The organism is Acrocarpospora sp. B8E8 (genome assembly GCF_039871605.1).
GTDB lineage: Bacteria > Actinomycetota > Actinomycetes > Streptosporangiales > Streptosporangiaceae > Acrocarpospora > Acrocarpospora macrocephala.
Genome location: NZ_JBDPLV010000036.1, coordinates 35,505 through 51,989, shown reverse-complemented (window position 1 = coordinate 51,989; position 16,485 = coordinate 35,505). Strand labels below are relative to the sequence as shown.

General features: G+C 69.0%; 13 protein-coding genes. 2 read left to right on the top strand and 11 right to left on the bottom strand.

Annotated features, from left to right (window positions below):
* Window positions 1-15: 15 nt before the first annotated feature.
* Entirely contained in the window at window positions 16-504 is a 489-nt protein-coding gene (locus ABGB08_RS30485; protein ID WP_347596906.1) for a hypothetical protein, read from the bottom strand.
* A gap of 131 nt (window positions 505-635) precedes the next feature.
* Between ABGB08_RS30485 and ABGB08_RS30480 the strand changes: the two genes are divergently transcribed.
* Window positions 636-1,421, top strand: coding sequence for a MerR family transcriptional regulator (locus ABGB08_RS30480; protein WP_347596903.1), 786 nt, complete (start codon window positions 636-638; stop codon window positions 1,419-1,421).
* Between the two features lie 182 nt (window positions 1,422-1,603).
* Here ABGB08_RS30480 and ABGB08_RS30475 read toward each other — a convergent pair whose 3' ends face one another.
* The 10 genes from ABGB08_RS30475 to ABGB08_RS30430 all read right to left on the bottom strand — a co-directional run bounded on the left by ABGB08_RS30475 (window position 1,604) and on the right by ABGB08_RS30430 (window position 14,609).
* Entirely contained in the window at window positions 1,604-4,210 is a 2,607-nt protein-coding gene (locus ABGB08_RS30475) for a bifunctional FO biosynthesis protein CofGH (RefSeq protein ID WP_347596900.1), read from the bottom strand.
* A gap of 49 nt (window positions 4,211-4,259) precedes the next feature.
* Entirely contained in the window at window positions 4,260-5,204 is a 945-nt protein-coding gene (locus ABGB08_RS30470; RefSeq protein ID WP_347596897.1) for a DNA-3-methyladenine glycosylase 2 family protein, read from the bottom strand.
* Between the two features lie 4 nt (window positions 5,205-5,208).
* A complete protein-coding gene (locus ABGB08_RS30465; RefSeq protein WP_347596894.1) occupies window positions 5,209-6,306 on the bottom strand; it encodes an NDP-sugar synthase in 1,098 nt (365 codons plus the stop codon).
* Window positions 6,307-6,321: 15 nt separating this feature from the next.
* Complete coding sequence (locus ABGB08_RS30460) at window positions 6,322-7,461, bottom strand: glycosyltransferase family 1 protein (RefSeq protein WP_347596891.1); 1,140 nt, start codon at window positions 7,459-7,461, stop codon at window positions 6,322-6,324.
* Window positions 7,462-7,682: 221 nt separating this feature from the next.
* Entirely contained in the window at window positions 7,683-8,612 is a 930-nt protein-coding gene (locus tag ABGB08_RS30455; protein ID WP_347596888.1) for a lysylphosphatidylglycerol synthase domain-containing protein, read from the bottom strand.
* A gap of 7 nt (window positions 8,613-8,619) precedes the next feature.
* Window positions 8,620-9,462: a class I SAM-dependent methyltransferase gene (locus tag ABGB08_RS30450; protein WP_246269223.1), complete on the bottom strand. Its 843-nt coding sequence runs from the start codon at window positions 9,460-9,462 to the stop codon at window positions 8,620-8,622.
* A 140-nt stretch (window positions 9,463-9,602) separates the two neighbouring features.
* Window positions 9,603-10,679 carry a glycosyltransferase family 4 protein gene (locus tag ABGB08_RS30445; RefSeq protein WP_347596884.1) on the bottom strand — a complete coding sequence of 359 codons (1,077 nt, stop codon included), beginning with the start codon at window positions 10,677-10,679 and terminating at the stop codon, window positions 9,603-9,605.
* A complete protein-coding gene (locus ABGB08_RS30440) occupies window positions 10,676-11,569 on the bottom strand; it encodes a glycosyltransferase family 2 protein (RefSeq protein ID WP_347596881.1) in 894 nt (297 codons plus the stop codon). Before ABGB08_RS30440 ends, ABGB08_RS30445 begins: the two co-directional genes overlap by 4 nt.
* A gap of 87 nt (window positions 11,570-11,656) precedes the next feature.
* Complete coding sequence (locus tag ABGB08_RS30435; RefSeq protein ID WP_347596878.1) at window positions 11,657-12,520, bottom strand: hypothetical protein; 864 nt, start codon at window positions 12,518-12,520, stop codon at window positions 11,657-11,659.
* A gap of 31 nt (window positions 12,521-12,551) precedes the next feature.
* A complete protein-coding gene (locus tag ABGB08_RS30430) occupies window positions 12,552-14,609 on the bottom strand; it encodes a hypothetical protein (RefSeq protein WP_347596875.1) in 2,058 nt (685 codons plus the stop codon).
* Between the two features lie 705 nt (window positions 14,610-15,314).
* On the opposite strand from ABGB08_RS30430, the gene ABGB08_RS30425 reads away from it, so the two are divergent.
* Complete coding sequence (locus tag ABGB08_RS30425) at window positions 15,315-16,454, top strand: hypothetical protein (RefSeq protein WP_347596872.1); 1,140 nt, start codon at window positions 15,315-15,317, stop codon at window positions 16,452-16,454.
* Window positions 16,455-16,485 lie beyond the last annotated feature (31 nt).

Here is a 16,485-nt window from a genome sequence, read left to right as displayed (position 1 = left end):
TAAGCGCGGGTCCCATCATTCTCCGGGCAGTGCGTCGTCTCTGGGATGCGGTGGGCCGACCAGTAGTGAGGATGCGCTGGGTGAGCCATCGCCGGGAGCCGAAGAGGAACGCAGCGTCACGGTGAACCCGCCGGTCCAGAGGATTTCCGCCATCGCACGCTTCATGATCTCGTCGACCCGGTCAGCCCAGGCGGGCGATGGACGATCTTGCGGATCGCGTTGTGCGGCGGAGGCGGAGTAGATCGCGTCGAACAGGTCACCGTGGTACATCCACCTCACGCGCACGGACGCTTCGCCCTCCGGGGACAGGCCGAATCCGCCGAGATCACGTGCGGGATCACTCTCTCGGTCGAGGTGGGGGGACAGGCCGGCCAGGACGAGCGCCTCACGGACATTGATCATCAGGGCTTCCTGCCCTCGCGGAAGATCGTTCATGTCTTTATACGGTAAGGGCCGGGCGCTGGTGTGACCAGCTGCCGGTGCGGCCGACGCCTTCGTGGGCACACGCCGAAGCTGGGCCCGCGGCCGGGAAGCTGCCCGGCCGTCTTTGGCCTCCGCCCCGCGCCCTCCGCTGCCATGCGACTCACCCTGCCCGGGCTTGCACCTCCCGTAGCGGGAGGTCCTACGTTCTGAGCATGCACAACGACGACGAGCTGCGCTGGAGCATCGGGGAGATGTCCCGCAGGACTGGGATCACTGTCCGGACGCTCTATCACTACGACGAGATCGGCCTCGTCCGCCCGGCGGAGCGGACCGCTTCCGGGCACCGCCGCTACACGGCGTCCGACGTGCGCCGGCTATATCGCGTACGGGCCCTACAGCGGTTTGGCCTCTCGCTGGAGGAGATCGCCACGGCGCTCACGCGTTCGTCGGACGACTTGGGCACGCTGCGCGACCTGTTCGCGGCGCAACTGGCCGAGTTCGAGGCGCAGGCCATCCGCGCAGCCCGGTTGAGCGACCAGCTGCGTGGGCTGATCGGGCGACTCGACGCCGCTGTCATGCCAGACCCCGATCAATTCATGACGACCTTGGAGATGATTTCGGTGAACGAGACGTACTTCACGGAAGAGCAGCGCGAACTGCTGGCCCAGCGCAGGACGGACCTGGGCGCAGAGGCCGTGGAGGCCACCAAGATGGAGTGGCTGGAACTCCTCCGCGCGTTCAAGCGGCACCTGGAGGATGGCACACCGGTGGACGACCCCCGCGTGCGGGAGCTGACCGCTCGCTGGGAGACGATCGGCATCCCGTACGCGAGCGCCGACCAGCAGGCGAACCAGCAGATCTCGGCCGCTGCAGGGGCGTTGTGGCGCGATCACAAGACCGAGATCAGCGCGGGGATCAGCAATCAGGTCCCGTGGTTGGCCCCCGATGACCTGCCGAAGATCATGGAATACATCGAAGGCGTGCGGCAGGCCCGCTGACACCGCTGGCTTGGTGCACACGGATCTGGACGCCCTCGCCACCGCACTCTACGTTACCGGCGAGTATTGGCTAGATGATCTATTCCAAGGGTTCAGTGGTCGTAGGCGGTCACCGCCCGAATCTCGCGCGAGCCTGGCACAGACCAGGGCAATCCGAACGCCTGAGGGCCCATCTCCGTCGATCACACCAGCGGGAGCACCCGTCGCACGGTGCCGCATACTCCGTCGCTGGCCCGGGCCGCGGCCTGTCTCTCTGCGGAGGGGGTGCCGTAGGAGGTGGTGCGTTGGCGGAGGGGGCGGCCGGTGGGGGCGACCATGGCGGCCAGGTCGGTGATGGTTTTGTAGGAGCCGTTTTCGGAGCCGGCCATTCGGCTGATGGTTTCTTCCATGAGGGTGCCGCCCAGGTCGTTTACTCCGGCGGTGAGGACTGTGCGGCACAGGTCGTCGCGGAGTTTGACCCAGGAGCATTGGATGTTGGCGATGGCGCCGTGGAGGAGGATTCGGGCGAGGGCATGGACGGCGATGTTCTCGCGGGGGGTGGGGCCGGGGCGGGCGACGCCGGCCAGGTAGATGGGGGAGCTGTGGTGGACGAAGGGGAGGAGGACGAACTCGCTGAAGCCGCCTGTTTGTTCTTGGATGCGGCGGATGAGGCGGATGTGCTGGACCCAGTGGCTGTGGGTGTCGACGTGGCCGTACATCATCGTTGAGGTGGTGGGGATGCCGAGGCGGTGGGCGGTGGTGATGACGTCGATCCATTCGCGGGTGGGGAGTTTGCCCTTGGTGAGGACCCAGCGGACGTCGTCGTCGAGGATTTCGGCGGCAGTGCCGGGGAGGGAGTCGACGCCTGCTTCGCGGGCGCCGGTCAGCCAGTCTTCGATGGACAGGTTTGTACGGCTTGCCCCATTGATCACCTCCATCGGCGAGAACGCGTGCACGTGGATGTCCGGCACGCGCGCCTTGACCGCCCGCGCAATGTCGAAGTAGGCCGTGCCGGGCAGATCCGGATGGATGCCGCCCTGCATGCACACCTCGGTGGCCCCGGCCGCCCAGGCTTCCTCGGCGCGGTCGGCGACCTGGTCGAGGCTGAGGGTGTACGCGTCGGCGTCGGTACGCCGCTGGGCGAACGCGCAGAAACGGCAGCCGGTGTAACAGACGTTGGTGAAGTTGATATTCCGGTTCACGACATAAGTGACATCGTCCCCGGCGGCGTCGCGACGCAGGCCATCGGCGATCCTGGCCAACTCGGCCAGGCCGTCGTCGTCGGCACCGGCACCGTTCTGGTCGCCCGCGAGCCCGAGCAGGGCCAGCGCCTGCGCGTCGGTGAGCCCGGCCGGATCCTTCTCAGCCTGCCGCAACGCCTCCCGGACGTCCCCGCCCACCGGCGCGCTTCCGGCGGGCAGGCGCTCCCGCAACGCGTCCCAGTCCCCGTAAACGTGGTCGAAGTCATCCCTGCGATCGTTGGTACGTCCTTCGGAGTCCACCGCCGTGTGCAGATCCGTACGCCCGATGGAAACGAACCCTCCATCCGGTTCCTGCCACGGACGCCCGACCGGAACCGCGTCCTCGCGGGCCAGCCCGGTCGCCGGATCGGCGAGCGCGGCCACATGCTCGCGCAGCCGGGGGTCGAGCCACGGCTCCCCGGCGAGCACATATTCCGGATAAATCGTCAGACGTTCCCGGAGGGTGAATCCGGCGTCGGCGCTGCGGGTGGCCAGTTCGTCGATGTGCGGCCATGGGCGTTCGGGGTTGACATGGTCGGGGGTGAGCGGGGAAACGCCGCCCCAGTCGTCGATTCCGGCGCGGAGCATCAGCGCGTACTCCGCGCCGATCAGGTTCGGCGGGGCCTGGATGCGCGTCCGGGGGCCGAGGACCAGGCGCGCGACCGCGATGGTGGCGGCCAGTTCGTGCAGGTCGGCGTCGGGCAGGCCGCGCATGGCGGTGTCGGGTTTGGCGCGGAAGTTCTGGACGATGACTTCCTGGATCCCGCTGTACTCGCGGGCGACCCGGCGGATCGCGAAGATCGACTCGGCGCGGTCCTCGATGGTTTCGCCGATGCCGATGAGGATTCCGGTCGTGAACGGGACATTCGACCGTCCCGCGTCTTCCAGGACGCGGAGCCGTACCGCGGGATCCTTGTCGGGGGAACCGTAGTGGGCTGCTCCCTTTGTCAGGAAGAGGGCCTCTGAGGTGGTTTCCAGCATCATGCCCATGGAAGGGGCGACCGGCTTCAGCCGCTGCAAATCGCGCCAGGTCAGCACGCCGGGGTTCAGATGCGGGAGCAGGCCGGTCTCTTCCAGGACGCGGATGGCCATCGCCCGGACATAGGACAGCGTGTCGTCGTATCCGTGGGCGTCCAGCCATTCCCGCGCCTGGTGCCAGCGATCTTCCGGGCGGTCGCCGAGCGTGAACAGGGCTTCCTTACAGCCGAGCGCCGCACCCTGGCGAGCGATCTCCAGCACCTCGTCAGGCCCGAGGAACGCGCTCTCCAGCCGATGTGGCGCGGTCGCGAACGTGCAGTAACCGCATCGATCCCGGCACAACCTCGTCAGCGGGATGAAAACCTTCCTGCTGTAGGTGACGACACCGCTCCGCCCGGCCGCCGCGAGACCCGCGTCCCTGACCCGCCCGGCGTGTTCGAGCAGCACGTCCAGATCGGCTCCCCGGGCCCGCAACAACACGGCGGCCTCGGCGACATCGAGCGTCTTCCCATCGCGCGCGCGAGCCAGCGCCCGCCGCATCGCGTTCCCATTGGTCCGGTCCCCTGTTACGTCAGGTCGCTCTGGCGTCATAGGCCGCACCCTACGCGGTCGGCCGCGACCGCTTTGGACCAGCCTGGGGCTAAAAGGACCGATAGTCGCGGGCCGCCATCCGCGGACCACGGGCGGGCGGGCGGATCCCGCTGAGTTCGATCAGCCGGATGACCCGATGGCGATGCCCGGCGAAGGGTTCGAGCAACTCCAGCATGCCCGCGTCGTCGGTCTTCTGGCCGGTGAACGCGTAGCCCACAACGCTCGGCAGATGATAATCACCCACACTCGGCGCATCCGGGTCACCGTGCGCACGTTGCCGCACCTCAGCCGAAGTCCACACCCCGATCCCCGGCAGCGCCCGCAGCAAACGATCGGCCTCCGCGCTCGACCCGCCCTCCAGCTTCTCCGCGTGCTGCGCCGCATTGATAATCGTCCTGGCCCGTACGGCTTCCGCCCCCGCGCGATGCCAATCCCACGACGGAACCCGCCGCCACACCTCAGGCGACGGCATCACGGTCAACCCCTCCGGAACCGGCCCAGGCGCTATATCCCCATATTTCCGCACAAGCCAGCGCCAAGCCCGCCAGGCCTCCCGCCCGACCACCTTCTGCTCCAGCACCGCCGGAACAAGCGCCTCGAACACCCGCCCCGACCGCCCGATCCGCAACCCCGCATGCCGCGCGGCCAACTCCCCCACAAACGCCGCCCGCGCCCGGACCGACCCATCCCCCGCCCCCGCAGCCCCCCGAACCAACTCCCCAAACCCCGAAATATCATCAGAAGCCCCCAACAACTCCGGAAGCGTCTCCACCAACCACTCCGCCCCCGCCCCCCAGGCAGCCGCATCCACCTGCCCCCCGCGATAAGCCACCCGCAGCGTCCCCGGCCCCACCGGAGTACGGCAGGCCCGCCAGGTAGCCCCATCCGCCGTACGCCGCCACGCCGGATCCCCACCCCCATGCGGATGCGGCGACAACGTCAACCGCAGATCAAGCGCCCCTTCCGGCCGCCAGACCCGCTCAACCACAGACATGTCGCTACGTATCACTCGAAAAACGGATAGCAGCCTCGGGGAGGACCACGCCCGGCCAGATTCGGGCGCCTGAGGTGAGTTCGTTGTTGGGGCCGATGGTGGCGGTGGCGCCGATGACGGTGTCGCGGAGGATGGTGCCCTCGGCGATGGAGGCGCGGGGGCCGATGACGGAGTTCATGATGGTGACGCCGGGGGCGATGGTGGCCTCGTCGGCGATGACGCTGGCGCGGATCAGGGCGCCGGCGCCGATGGTGGCGCGGGCGCCGATCACGGAGCCGCCGGTGACCTTGGCCTCGGGGGAGACGGTGGCGCCGGGGAGGAGGAGGGATTCGCCGGGCGGGCCGGGGAGGGCGGGTGACGCGAGGATGCCGCGGACCAGGTCGCAGGAGCCCTGCACGTAGGCGGCGGGAGTGCCCACGTCGAGCCAGTAGGTGGAGTCGGCGAAGCCGAGGACGCGGTCGCCCGAGTCGATGAGGGTGGGAAAGGTCTCGCGTTCCACCGAAACGACCTTGTCCGGGGGGATGGAGTCGAGCACCGAGCGGCGGAACACGTAGCAGCCCGCGTTGATGCGGTTGGTGACCGGATTCGGGGTCTTCTCCAAGAACGCCAGGACGCGGCCGTCCTCGTCGATGGGCACGCAGCCGAACGCGGACGCGTCCTCCACCTCGGTCAGGTGCAGGGTGAGGGCGGCGTCCCCGGACAGGTGCATGTTCACCTGGGCGGTGATGTCGTGCCCGGACAGGATGTCGCCGTTGAGCACGAGCACCGGCGCGTCCGGCGGGCAGGTCAGCGCGCGCGCCGCGTTCCGGATGGCTCCCCCGGTCCCGAGCGGCGTGTCCTCGGTGACGTACTCGAGCTCCAGGCCGAAGGCCGAGCCGTCACCGAACGCGTCCGCGAACATCGACGCCTTGTACGAGGTGGCGAACACGATCCGCCGCACGCCGAACGCCGAGGCCCGGGCCAGCTGGTGGGCGAGGAACGGCACGCCCGCCGTGGGCAGCAGCGGCTTCGGCGTGAACAGCGTCAGTGGCCGCAGCCGGGTGCCCTGCCCGCCGACCAGGAGGATCGCCTCAAGAGGCGCGAGCAAAGAACTGTCCGTCACACGGGTGAGGTTAGCTCAACGCTCCAGTGCCCGGTGGTATGACACCAGATGAGCCTCCGCCGACGCCGCCCAGGTGAACTCTCGTGACCGGGCGGCGCCCGCCTCGCCGAGAGCGGCCCTGCGCTCGGGCGAGTCGAGCAGGGTGCGCAGCGCGGCGCCGATGCTGGTCGCGTCCGGCTCGGTGTAGGCGACGGCGTCCCCGCCGACCTCGGGCAGCGAGGTCCGCCGCGTGGTCAGCACGGCCGCGCCACAGGCCATCGCCTCCAGCACCGGCATGCCGAACCCCTCCACCCGCGACGGGAAAGCCGCCACCAGCGCGCCGCCGTAGAACCCGGCGAGATCGGAGAACGGCAGGTAGCCGGTCCGCACCACCCGGACCCCGGCCGGCAGTTCACGCACCGCCTCGTCCACTTCGGCGTCGCCCCCCGACGCTTCGATCAGCCCCCCGGCCAGCACCAGCGCGGGCGGCTCCGCCAGATCCTGTACGGCTTGCGCGAACCCCCTGACCAGATTCGGCACGTTCTTCCGCGGCGCCAGAGTCCCCAGCGACGCGACATACGGATACCCGTGCAACCCCAGCCGCTCCGACACCCGCCGCACCTCGGCCTCGCTCGGCCGATGGAAGAGCGCGGGATCGACCCCGTGATAGGCCACGTCGATGCGGGTCGGATCCGCCCCCAGCACCCGGATCAGCTCGTCCCTGGTCGCCTTCGACGGCACGATCACCCGACTCGCCCCACGCACCGCCGTACGGGTCGCGGAGCGGAGGTAGGACGCCTTCGCGGGGCCCTGGCATTCGGGTTCGGTGAACCAGGTCACGTCGTGCACGGTCACCACGGACGGCACCCCGGCCCCGATCGGGATCGAGTACGACGGAGAGTGGATCACCTGCGCCCCCGCCTGCTGGGCGAGCACCGGCATGCCGGTCTGCTCCCAGACCAGCCGCGCGCCCCGGTTGGTGATGGCGGGCGGCCCCGGCAGGATCTGCGCGGAGGGCGCCATCCGCCGGTACCGCTCGGCGTCGGCTCGCTGGCACACCACGGCGAGGTCGGCGCCGGCCTGGTGCAGCGCGGCGAGAAGTCCGTCGACGTATCGGATCAGAGCGCCGCGGTCGGCGGGAACGGCCGCCGCGTCGACGAGCACACGGGGTTTCACGAAGGATCGCTCCCCTCACCGCGAGCCGCCCGGACCCTCGAACCGGACGCGAGCGCGTTTGTCGCAATTGCGGTGGGAGATCCCCGCGACAGCCGGGTGGGACCGCCTTGTGGGCGCCGCCCGATCCCCCTTCGCCCTTCCGGCTTCAACTCTATGGCCCGGTTACTCGATACGTGAGCGAAATCACATGGCCAGATACCGCCCCGATACGGATTCCGTGGCTATTCCACGGATTTATCGGCGTTTGCGCTGATCGGGCGGCGATTTCGGGCGGCCCATCCGGCGGTGGCGGCACACACCAGATCTCCCAGGGAGATGATCACTCGGGAGACCAGGGCGGCGGCGATGGCCGAGCCGCGGTCGAGCACGGGAGCGAGCGCGGCGATCATGGCGATCTCCCGTACGCCCGCGCCCGCCGGGGCGATGACGAACAGGAAGCCGAGACTCCAGGCCAGGGCGAACGCGCCGAGGCTCAGGATCGCGGCGCGTGGTCCGGTGGCGCCCAGGCCGGACCCGATCAGGGCCAGGTGCACGCCGTACGCGGCCCAGCCGGCGAAGGCCCAGCCGGCCGAGGTGAGCACGCCGCGGCGGCTGAGCGGGCGTTCCATGGGCGGTCGGCGGAGCAGCCGCAGGCCGAGGCCGAGCGCGCCGTTCACCACCGCCGGGTGGAGCCCGGCGATGAGCAGGGGGAGCAGGAGGAGCAGCCAGGCGTACTCGGCGACGGATTCGCCCGCGAACGCGGGCAGGGTGGCGGCGGCCACGAAGAGCCCGCTCGCCAGATAAATCGGATATGTCAAGAAGAAGGCGGCGGCGCTGCGCTCGCGGGGGACGCCGTGGTCGCGGCCCATCTCCATCTGCGCGAGCATCGGCCAGAGCGATCCGGGGATGTACTTGCCGAGTTGCCCGACAAAGAGGATCTTCGCCGCGTCGGTGATCCGGAGCGGCGAGCCCAGGTCCGCCAGGAGTGCCCGCCACATCAGCATGCCCGCGAACAGCGCCGCGAGAACGGCGACGAACGACCCCGCCAGCACGCCCCAGGACAGGCGCGCCAACCCGGCGGCCACCTGATCCCATTGCGAGGTGACGGCCCAGCTGCCGAACCCGAGCGCGACCAGCAGGAATCCGACCCGAACCAGGCTGCGGACTTTCACTGGACGTTCACCGGGGACGAACCGGCTCCGGTGGCTGCGGCAGCGCGGGACCGAGCGGTCGCCGCGCCGTCTTGGTGGCCACCCACAGGTACGTCGGGACAATCGGGAGGAGCCCCGCCAGAACCGGACGTGGCGTCTTCTCCAGCGTGGCTTTGGCGACCCGCCCGACCGTCCCCGGGAACAACTCGCCCCCGGCGAACCGCTCCGGCGAAGCCAGCACCGGGAACGTGTAATCCCAGATGTGGAAATCTCGCAGCATGCGCCGCAGCCCGCCCCGGGTCCGGAACCGCTCGTAGTAGTGGTCGGCCCGGCCGAAGGCCCGCACATACCGATCGGCGGGCCCGGGCGGCAGGTACGACAGGAACGGCAGCTTGTAGTGCGGCTCCATGATCCCCAGCCGGTTGCCCAGCCCCAGGTAGAGCACGCCGTCATCGGCCAGCACCCGGTGCATGTCCCGGATCACCGCATCAGGATCCACGACATGTTCGTAAATATGGTTGAAAACCAGCACGTCCACGGATCCGTCCGGGAACGGCAACGCGCCCCCGTCCGCGCACACGAACGAGACCCGCTTCCCGAACCGTTCGGACGCCTTGCGCAGCCCCGGCACGTCGATGTCGATCCCGAACGTGCGCCGCGCGCCCGCCTCGGCCAGCTCATCGGCGATGAACCCGGCGGAACACCCGACATCGGCCACGGTCAGCCCATCGAGCGGCTCCGCACCCGGTCGCCCGAGAAAATGCCCGAGCACCGCGATGATCTTGGCGGCCTTCCGCCGCCGCTTCGCCTCGTCCAGCATCGCCGACTGGAACTCGGAGTACTCCAGCTGCGCGGCGCGTTCCCTGCCCACGGGCCCCCACTCCTCATCGACTGCGGACCAACAGTACCGGCGACCCGGCGTCGGTTAACGAGAAAACCGTCCCATAGACAACCGCATGACCGCCGACCAGGCGACTCACCGCCGCGGCTGTCCAGATCACGCCTTTCTCATTAATACTTGGCGAGAAGCGCGGACAGGTACCCCGCCCAGTAAGGCTCGGGATCGACGGCCTTGACCCCGGCACGCAGCCGCTCCGGCGTGCCCGGCGCGTAGAAACGCCCGAGCGCGTCCGCCAGCGCGTCCACCGACCCCGGCTCGACCAGCAGCCCGTCCACGTCATCGGTCACATTGTCGGGAAGCGCCCCTACCCGGGTGGCGATGACCGGAACACCATGCTCATGCCCGAGCCACACGTTCTGCGACGCCGTGGCCGACCGGTAGGGCAACACCAGCGCGTCCACCCGGCCGAACAACCCCGGCACATCCGCCTCGGCCACGTACCCCGGCCGCAGCTCGACCCGGTCCGCCAGCCCCAGCTCGCCAACCAGCGCGCGGGTCGTTTCCTCCCCGCCCCAGAACTCCCCCGCCACCGTGAGCGCGACGCCCGGCGTCCTGGCCAGCGCCCGGAGCAGCAGATCCAGCCCCTTGTACGGCCTGACGATCCCGAAGAACAACACCCGCCGGAAAAGCTCGACAGCGGCGGCTTTCGCCGATGACCCCAGGGGCAGATGCGGCGCCATCACGGCCACCCGCACGGGTTTGCCGGTCAGCCCGCGCGCCAGCTCCGCCTGCTGCTCGGAGTGCGTGAGCACGGAGTCGACCCGGCGGAGCAAGGCCCTGACCAGGGGGCGGTCGTAAGGCTTTCCCTCGTGGGGGAGCACGTTGTGGCAGAGGACGACAACCCGGGTGTGGCGGCGCAAGCCGTACAGGATGCCGAGATAGGGCGGCACCTGCACCGGGCTGAGCAGTACGAGGATGACCAGGTCGGCGTCGCGGAGCAAGCGGCCTCTACGGATCCAGCCGTCCGGGCGGCGCCAGTCCAGGACGCGGTTGGTGTTCGGGAACGGTTCGCCCTCGGGCACGTCGATCGTCTGCTGCCCGGGATACAGGAAGGACGGATACTGCGCCTTCCAGGACTCCAGGACCACGTCGTGCCCGGCCGCGCTCAGGCGTCGCGCCAGCTCGGTGGTGTGCTGAGCCCCGCCCCCCTTGTACGGATACGTGGGCCCGACGATCGCGATCCTCATTCGCCCCTGGACCTCACGATGAGATCGGCCAGCAGCGCCACCGACCCGATGAGCATGCCGGACAGGAAGATCACGATCGTGTTGCTGGTCAGGTAGAAGCCGTAGCGGACCACGTCGTACACGCCCTTGACCCCGCCGATCGCGACCAGCCAGAGCGCGGGCGGCATGAGCACCTTGAGCGGATTGAAATACATGATCATCCGCAGCACCTGCAGGATGTAGCGGTAGGCGTCGGAGAAGAAGCTGAACTTCGACTTCCCGGCCCGCTTCGCGTAGTCGATCGGCAGGTAGTACACATCGTGCTGGTTCGACAGGAACGCCAGCGTGATCGTGGTCACGCACGAGAACCCCGGCGGCAGCAGCCGCAAGTACGGCCTGGCGACCGACTTCCGGAACGCCCGCAGCCCCGAGTTGAGGTCGGGGATCTTCTGCCCGGCCAGCCGCTCGGCCACCTTCCTGATGACCCACTTGGCGGGCACCCGCAGCAGCTTGTGCGACCCCTCCTCCGAGGTCCGCGCCCCGACGACCTGGTCCACCGTCTGATCCTTCTCCAGGATCTGGACCAGCTCGGGAATGCGCTCGTTCGGGTAGGTCATGTCCGCGTCGGTCCACACGACGACCTCGCCGCGCGCCTCCTGCGACCCGATCCGCCGGACCGTGCCGGAGCCGCCGTTGCGGTGGAACGCCTTGATCCGCATGTGCGGGAACCGGGGGGCCGCCTCGTGCAGGCGCGCCAGCGTCTCGTCCTTCGAGCAGTCGTCCACGGCGAGCAGCTCGTAGCTGTATCCGCTCGCGTCCATGGCCGCGCAGATGCGCTCGACCTCGTCGATGACATGATCCTGCTCGTTGTAACAGGGCAGGACGATCGTCACGTAGGGGGTGGCTTCCACAGCGCTTCCACTCTCAGGGGACAGGCTCACGTCGGTCGAGGGTACGCGAGAAGAGGGTACTCTGCCCGGCCGCTTCGCGATCCCACATCAGTTCTGCGGAAGCATGGGATCCACCGTGGTAGCACGACGAATGCCCGGCATCGTGCCCAGTAGGCGAATGGTCTCGAAGGCCGATCCCCACTCCTTGAGTTTGACGTAGAACGACTCCCCGTAGGGCGCACGTGCCGTGTAGAGCGGCTCGGCGTCGGCGAAATTCGCCTCGTAGGTCTTCCGCAGGTGGGCCAGGTCCTCGAAGTAGACGGCCTCGATGTTGGGGAGGGCGTGGACGCGGGCGAGGATCGCCTCCTTCTCCGCGTCGGTCGCCGGTCCACGCCCGGTGCAACCGAGCGTGCCGCAGAGCCCGACCTGCACATCGGCGTTGTACTCCCAGAAGTTCACCGGCAGCGGATCCACCCAGGCGACCCGGGCCATCTCGCGGTAAAGAGTCATGATCGGCTGTAGGTCGGCCGGGGTCCGGACCGAGCCCACGAAGAAATTCACGTCCGTCCGAGGGAGGCGGCCGGAGGGTGCGTCGTCGTAGAGATATTCGTTGGTTCGCCGGTGGTACCGCTCGAGCGAGTCGTAGGGCCGGAGTGCCGTGGTCCGCCGATCGCGTACGAGCATGATCGCCATCAGATCGGCTTTGGTCGCGTTCTTGCCGCCGCATCGAGGCGTCCGGGCCTTATTCGCACACACCTGGATGAAGAAGCGGTTCTGCGTCGGCCAGGATTCGGGCGGCGGCAAGGACTTGAGCACGGCCTGGCGCGTCGTCGACGGCGGCTCGGCGCGCTGGAACAACCAGCCTGCCGTGACGATGGCGCCGATGGCCGCTACCGCGATCAACGCCGGCAAGTGCCGCCTGAACCAGACTTCCCGCTCCGGTTCGCCCAGGGACAAGTCCTCCGCGTCCATGGTCGAACTATCGTGATCGGCTTGAAGCCGGTCAAACCGGGATGGACATCCAGACGTTCACGTTGAGGGTCCAGGTGCCGTCAGGGGGGCTGGTGAGGGAGCGTTCGTCCTGGCGGGTGCGCAAGGTCAGCACGTGGGCGGGTGGACCGTAAGGCGTTAGTTGGGAGGGTTCCGCCGCCAGGAGGACTGGGGTGCGGCCGGTTGCGCGGATGGCGGCGATCAGGCGGTGGACGTCGGTTTCGGCGGAAATGTCGCCCAGGATCTCGGCGGGGATACCGTTCAGTGTTCGGACTCGGGCTGTCGGGTGGCCGCATTGGCCGCGGATCAGTTGGGTGAAGCGGTCGCCGGTGACGCGTTCCACGATCAGGACCGCGGAGTTGGCGGGGATGGCCTGGCAGAGTCCCGCGACGGCGGTGGATTCGCCGCGTTCGATCCGGGTGAAGGCGGTGCCGAACGAGGTGATGGCGGCGGGGGCCAGGATCAGGGCCATTCCGGCGGCGAGAAGGACACGGGAGAGGCGGGAGCCGTACCCGTAGCCGGAGCGGCGGGCGCGGTCGCGGAGCCAGCGCAGGCCCCAGACGGCGAGCAGGATGAGGCCGGGGAGCACGATCGGCACCAGGCGGCGGGCCGCGAACGGGTGGTCGGGGGTAATCCCGGGGCGGTAGAGCGTGGTCACCGCCGTCCAGCCGATGATCGCCAGCGGCAGCAGCCAGACGAAACCACGTCCTCGGGCCAATCGCCGGACATGTACGGCAGCCGCCAGCGTCGCCAGCACGACCACGGGCACCCCGACATACCAGATCACCCAATGGAGGGATTCCTCGTAATACAGCCGGGTGCGGTCGATGGGGAGGCCGTTGGCGGCTTGGGTGGCTTCGATGAACTTGGCGGTGAGCTCGTCCTCGGGAGTGGTGGGGTCGCGCCGCACGGTCTGCACCCAGGGCCGGATCGCGAACGCGAGCACGATCAGCCCGACCAGCGCGGCGGCGATCTCGGGCAAGCGCTTGATCGGCCGCCATCGGATCCGGGGAGCGACGGCGGCTCCGGCCACGGTCAGCGCGACGACGACCGCGCAGATCGCCAGCAACGGCACCAACGAGTCGGACAGGTATTCCAGATACGGACGAGCAAGCACGTATCCCGCGACGAACCCACAACCACTGCCGATCCCGAGCCCGACCAGCAGCGGGACGCCAAGCCGCCCATCCGGAAATATCCGTTTATCTGAGGCCCTGGAGACTCGATCGAGCGCGATGAGCAGTCCCCCGTAGCCAAGCACCGGCAGCACATCACGAAGTCCATCGATCCGGACCAGCAGCGCGAGACCGAAGGCCAACCCCGCCAGCAGCGCGCTGCGCATCGCCCCGACCGGCTGATCCTCACGGCTGGCCGGAAGATACCCCACCCCGGTGAGCCCGCTCCGCACCCGGAACCGGGCGTCCAGCATCAGCGCGATCCCGCCGAACAGCAGGATCAGCGACGGAATCTCGCTGAACGTCGTCCGCGAGGTGTAGAGGACCGGCAGGCACACCGCGAAGGTCAACGCCGCGAGCGGCGCCCACCGCGCCCCCACCAGCCGGGCGACCACGCCCGCGAACACCAGCACCGCGAACGCCCCCAGCACCGGCGGCGCCAGGAACAGCCCGCCGAGCCACTCCCCCACGGCGTGCAGGATCGGCGCACCCGGCATGAACTGCGGCACCACCACGCCGTCCTGCGCGAAGAACCCCATGCTGTCGAACCGCAACGCCGGATCAGGCCCCCCGAACGCGGCGACATCCTCCGGAATCGGCACCCGGCCATGCCCCGCCAGCCAGATCGCGTACTGCGCATAACTCGCCGGATCCCGCCGAACGATCAGCTGCTCACTGTGAAAGATCGCGTTGAAGACCCCCGACCCCACCGCGACAGCGAAGATCGCCCCCACCTGGGCCCCCGTGGCCGCCACCGTCTCCGGCAACCACCGCACCCCATACCAGACAACCAACGCCGCGAGCGCGACCCCCACCACCGCCATCGCCCCCGGCGAGAACCACCCCGCCAGCACCAGCGGCAACCCCGCCAGCAACCACCCCACCAACACGAACACAGGCACAACCGACCCAACGGCAAGCACCCTGCCCGCCGACGGCCACCACGAACGATCAACCCCGAACCTACGAATAACGCGAGCGTAGCGGCCCCCTCCGACATCCGCAGACGTCCAGCGGGGGTGCTCCAAATGATGCGGGCGAGTGGTGCCTTCTCGTCGTCCGCCAACCCCCTCCAGGGCGCGCCGGATGGCGAGGATGAGCGTGCCCTCTCAACGCTCACAAAGGATGCACGGAACGACGGGGGCCGGGTGGTGCCCTCTCGTCATCCAACGCCGTCCGCCAGGGATGCGCTGAGGATGAATGGTGCCCTCTCAACGCTCGCACAGGTGCGCCGGATGACGAGGGAGGCGGTGCCCACCGCCATTCGCCGACGCTCGCCTGGGAGGCGCCGACCGGTAGCGTGATCGGGCAGTCCATCGAGGGGTGTGAGCGTGGCAACCCAGGCAGAATCCATCCCCGGAGTCGAGTTCGCTCGTGGCCGGGCGGTTTTGCCGTGGGTTCGGCGGCATCGGTGGTTTGTTGGGGTTGCCGGGGTTGGGGTGGTGCTGCGGCTGGGGGTGATGCTGGGGTATCGGCCTGCGCTGTGGTTTCCGGATTCGTATAGCTATGTTGTGACGGCGATGCGCCCGCGGCCGGATCTGGTGAGGCCGGCGGGGTATTCGATGTTCTTGCGGTTGTTCGAGCCGTTTCACAGTTTTGCGGTGGTGGCGTTCGTCCAGCATGCGCTGGGTGTGGCCACTGCTGTCCTGGTTTATGTGGTGGTGCGGCGGTGGAAGCCGTGGGTGGGGGTGCTGGCCGCCGCGCCGGTGCTGCTGGATGCGTACCAGATCGAGTTGGAACACCTGCTCGTCTCGGACACGCTCTTCATGTTCCTGATCACGCTGGCGGTCTGGCTGGGGATAGGCCCGCTCGGCTGGCGGCGGGCGCTGATCATCGGGGTGGCTCTGGCCGCCGCGACCCTTACCCGCACGATCGGCCTTCCGCTGATCGCCGTCTTCGGCTTCTTCCTTTTCCGGTATGGCGGGCTCAAGACGGTCGCGATCATGCTTGCCGGTGCTCTCCTGCCGATCGCGGCGTACGCGGGCTGGTTCTACGCCACCTACCACCGCACCGGCCTGGTGGGCTCCAACGGCGTGTTCCTGTATGTCCGGACGATGACGTTCGCGGATTGCGCGGTGATGCGCCCACCACCGGACGTCGCGGTGCTCTGCGACCCGAGGCCGCCGGGCGAACGGCCGCCACCCCAGTTCTACGCCTGGGATCCGGAGTCACCCCTGGTCAAACTGCCGGGGATCACCTTCTCCCAGGAGAACGACGCCCTCGCCCAGCGGTTCGCCCTGCTGGCGATCAAGAGCCAGCCCGTCGAGTACGCCTCCTCACTCGTGGCCGAGCTGAGCAGAACCTTCGTCCTCGGCCGCCCGATATATCCGGACCCCGAGGTCTACGCCCACTACGAGTTCCCGGCCCGCACCCCACCCCCTCCGCAACGCTACGTCGCCACCGTCGGCGCGGAACTCGCCGAGGAGTACGAGCGAGGCCCCATCGCCACCCAGGTCATCGAGCCCTACGCCGCCTGGATCCGCGCATACCAGGACGTCGCCGCCCTACCGGGCACCCTCGTGCTGATCGTCCTGCTGATCCCGCCGATCGCCGCGGCCACCCGATTCCGGCGGCAACCCACCGACAGCCGCTGGGGCTTGCCCTACGCCCTCGCCTGGGCCCTCCTCGTCGTCCCCGTGGCGACGGCGGTCTTCGACTACCGATATGTCCTACCCGCCGTCCCGCTCGCCTGCCTGGCCGCCGCCCGCTCCCTGACCCCACGTCACAAGATCCGAACATAAGCCGATCCATCCCAGCTCACCTGCGAATTTC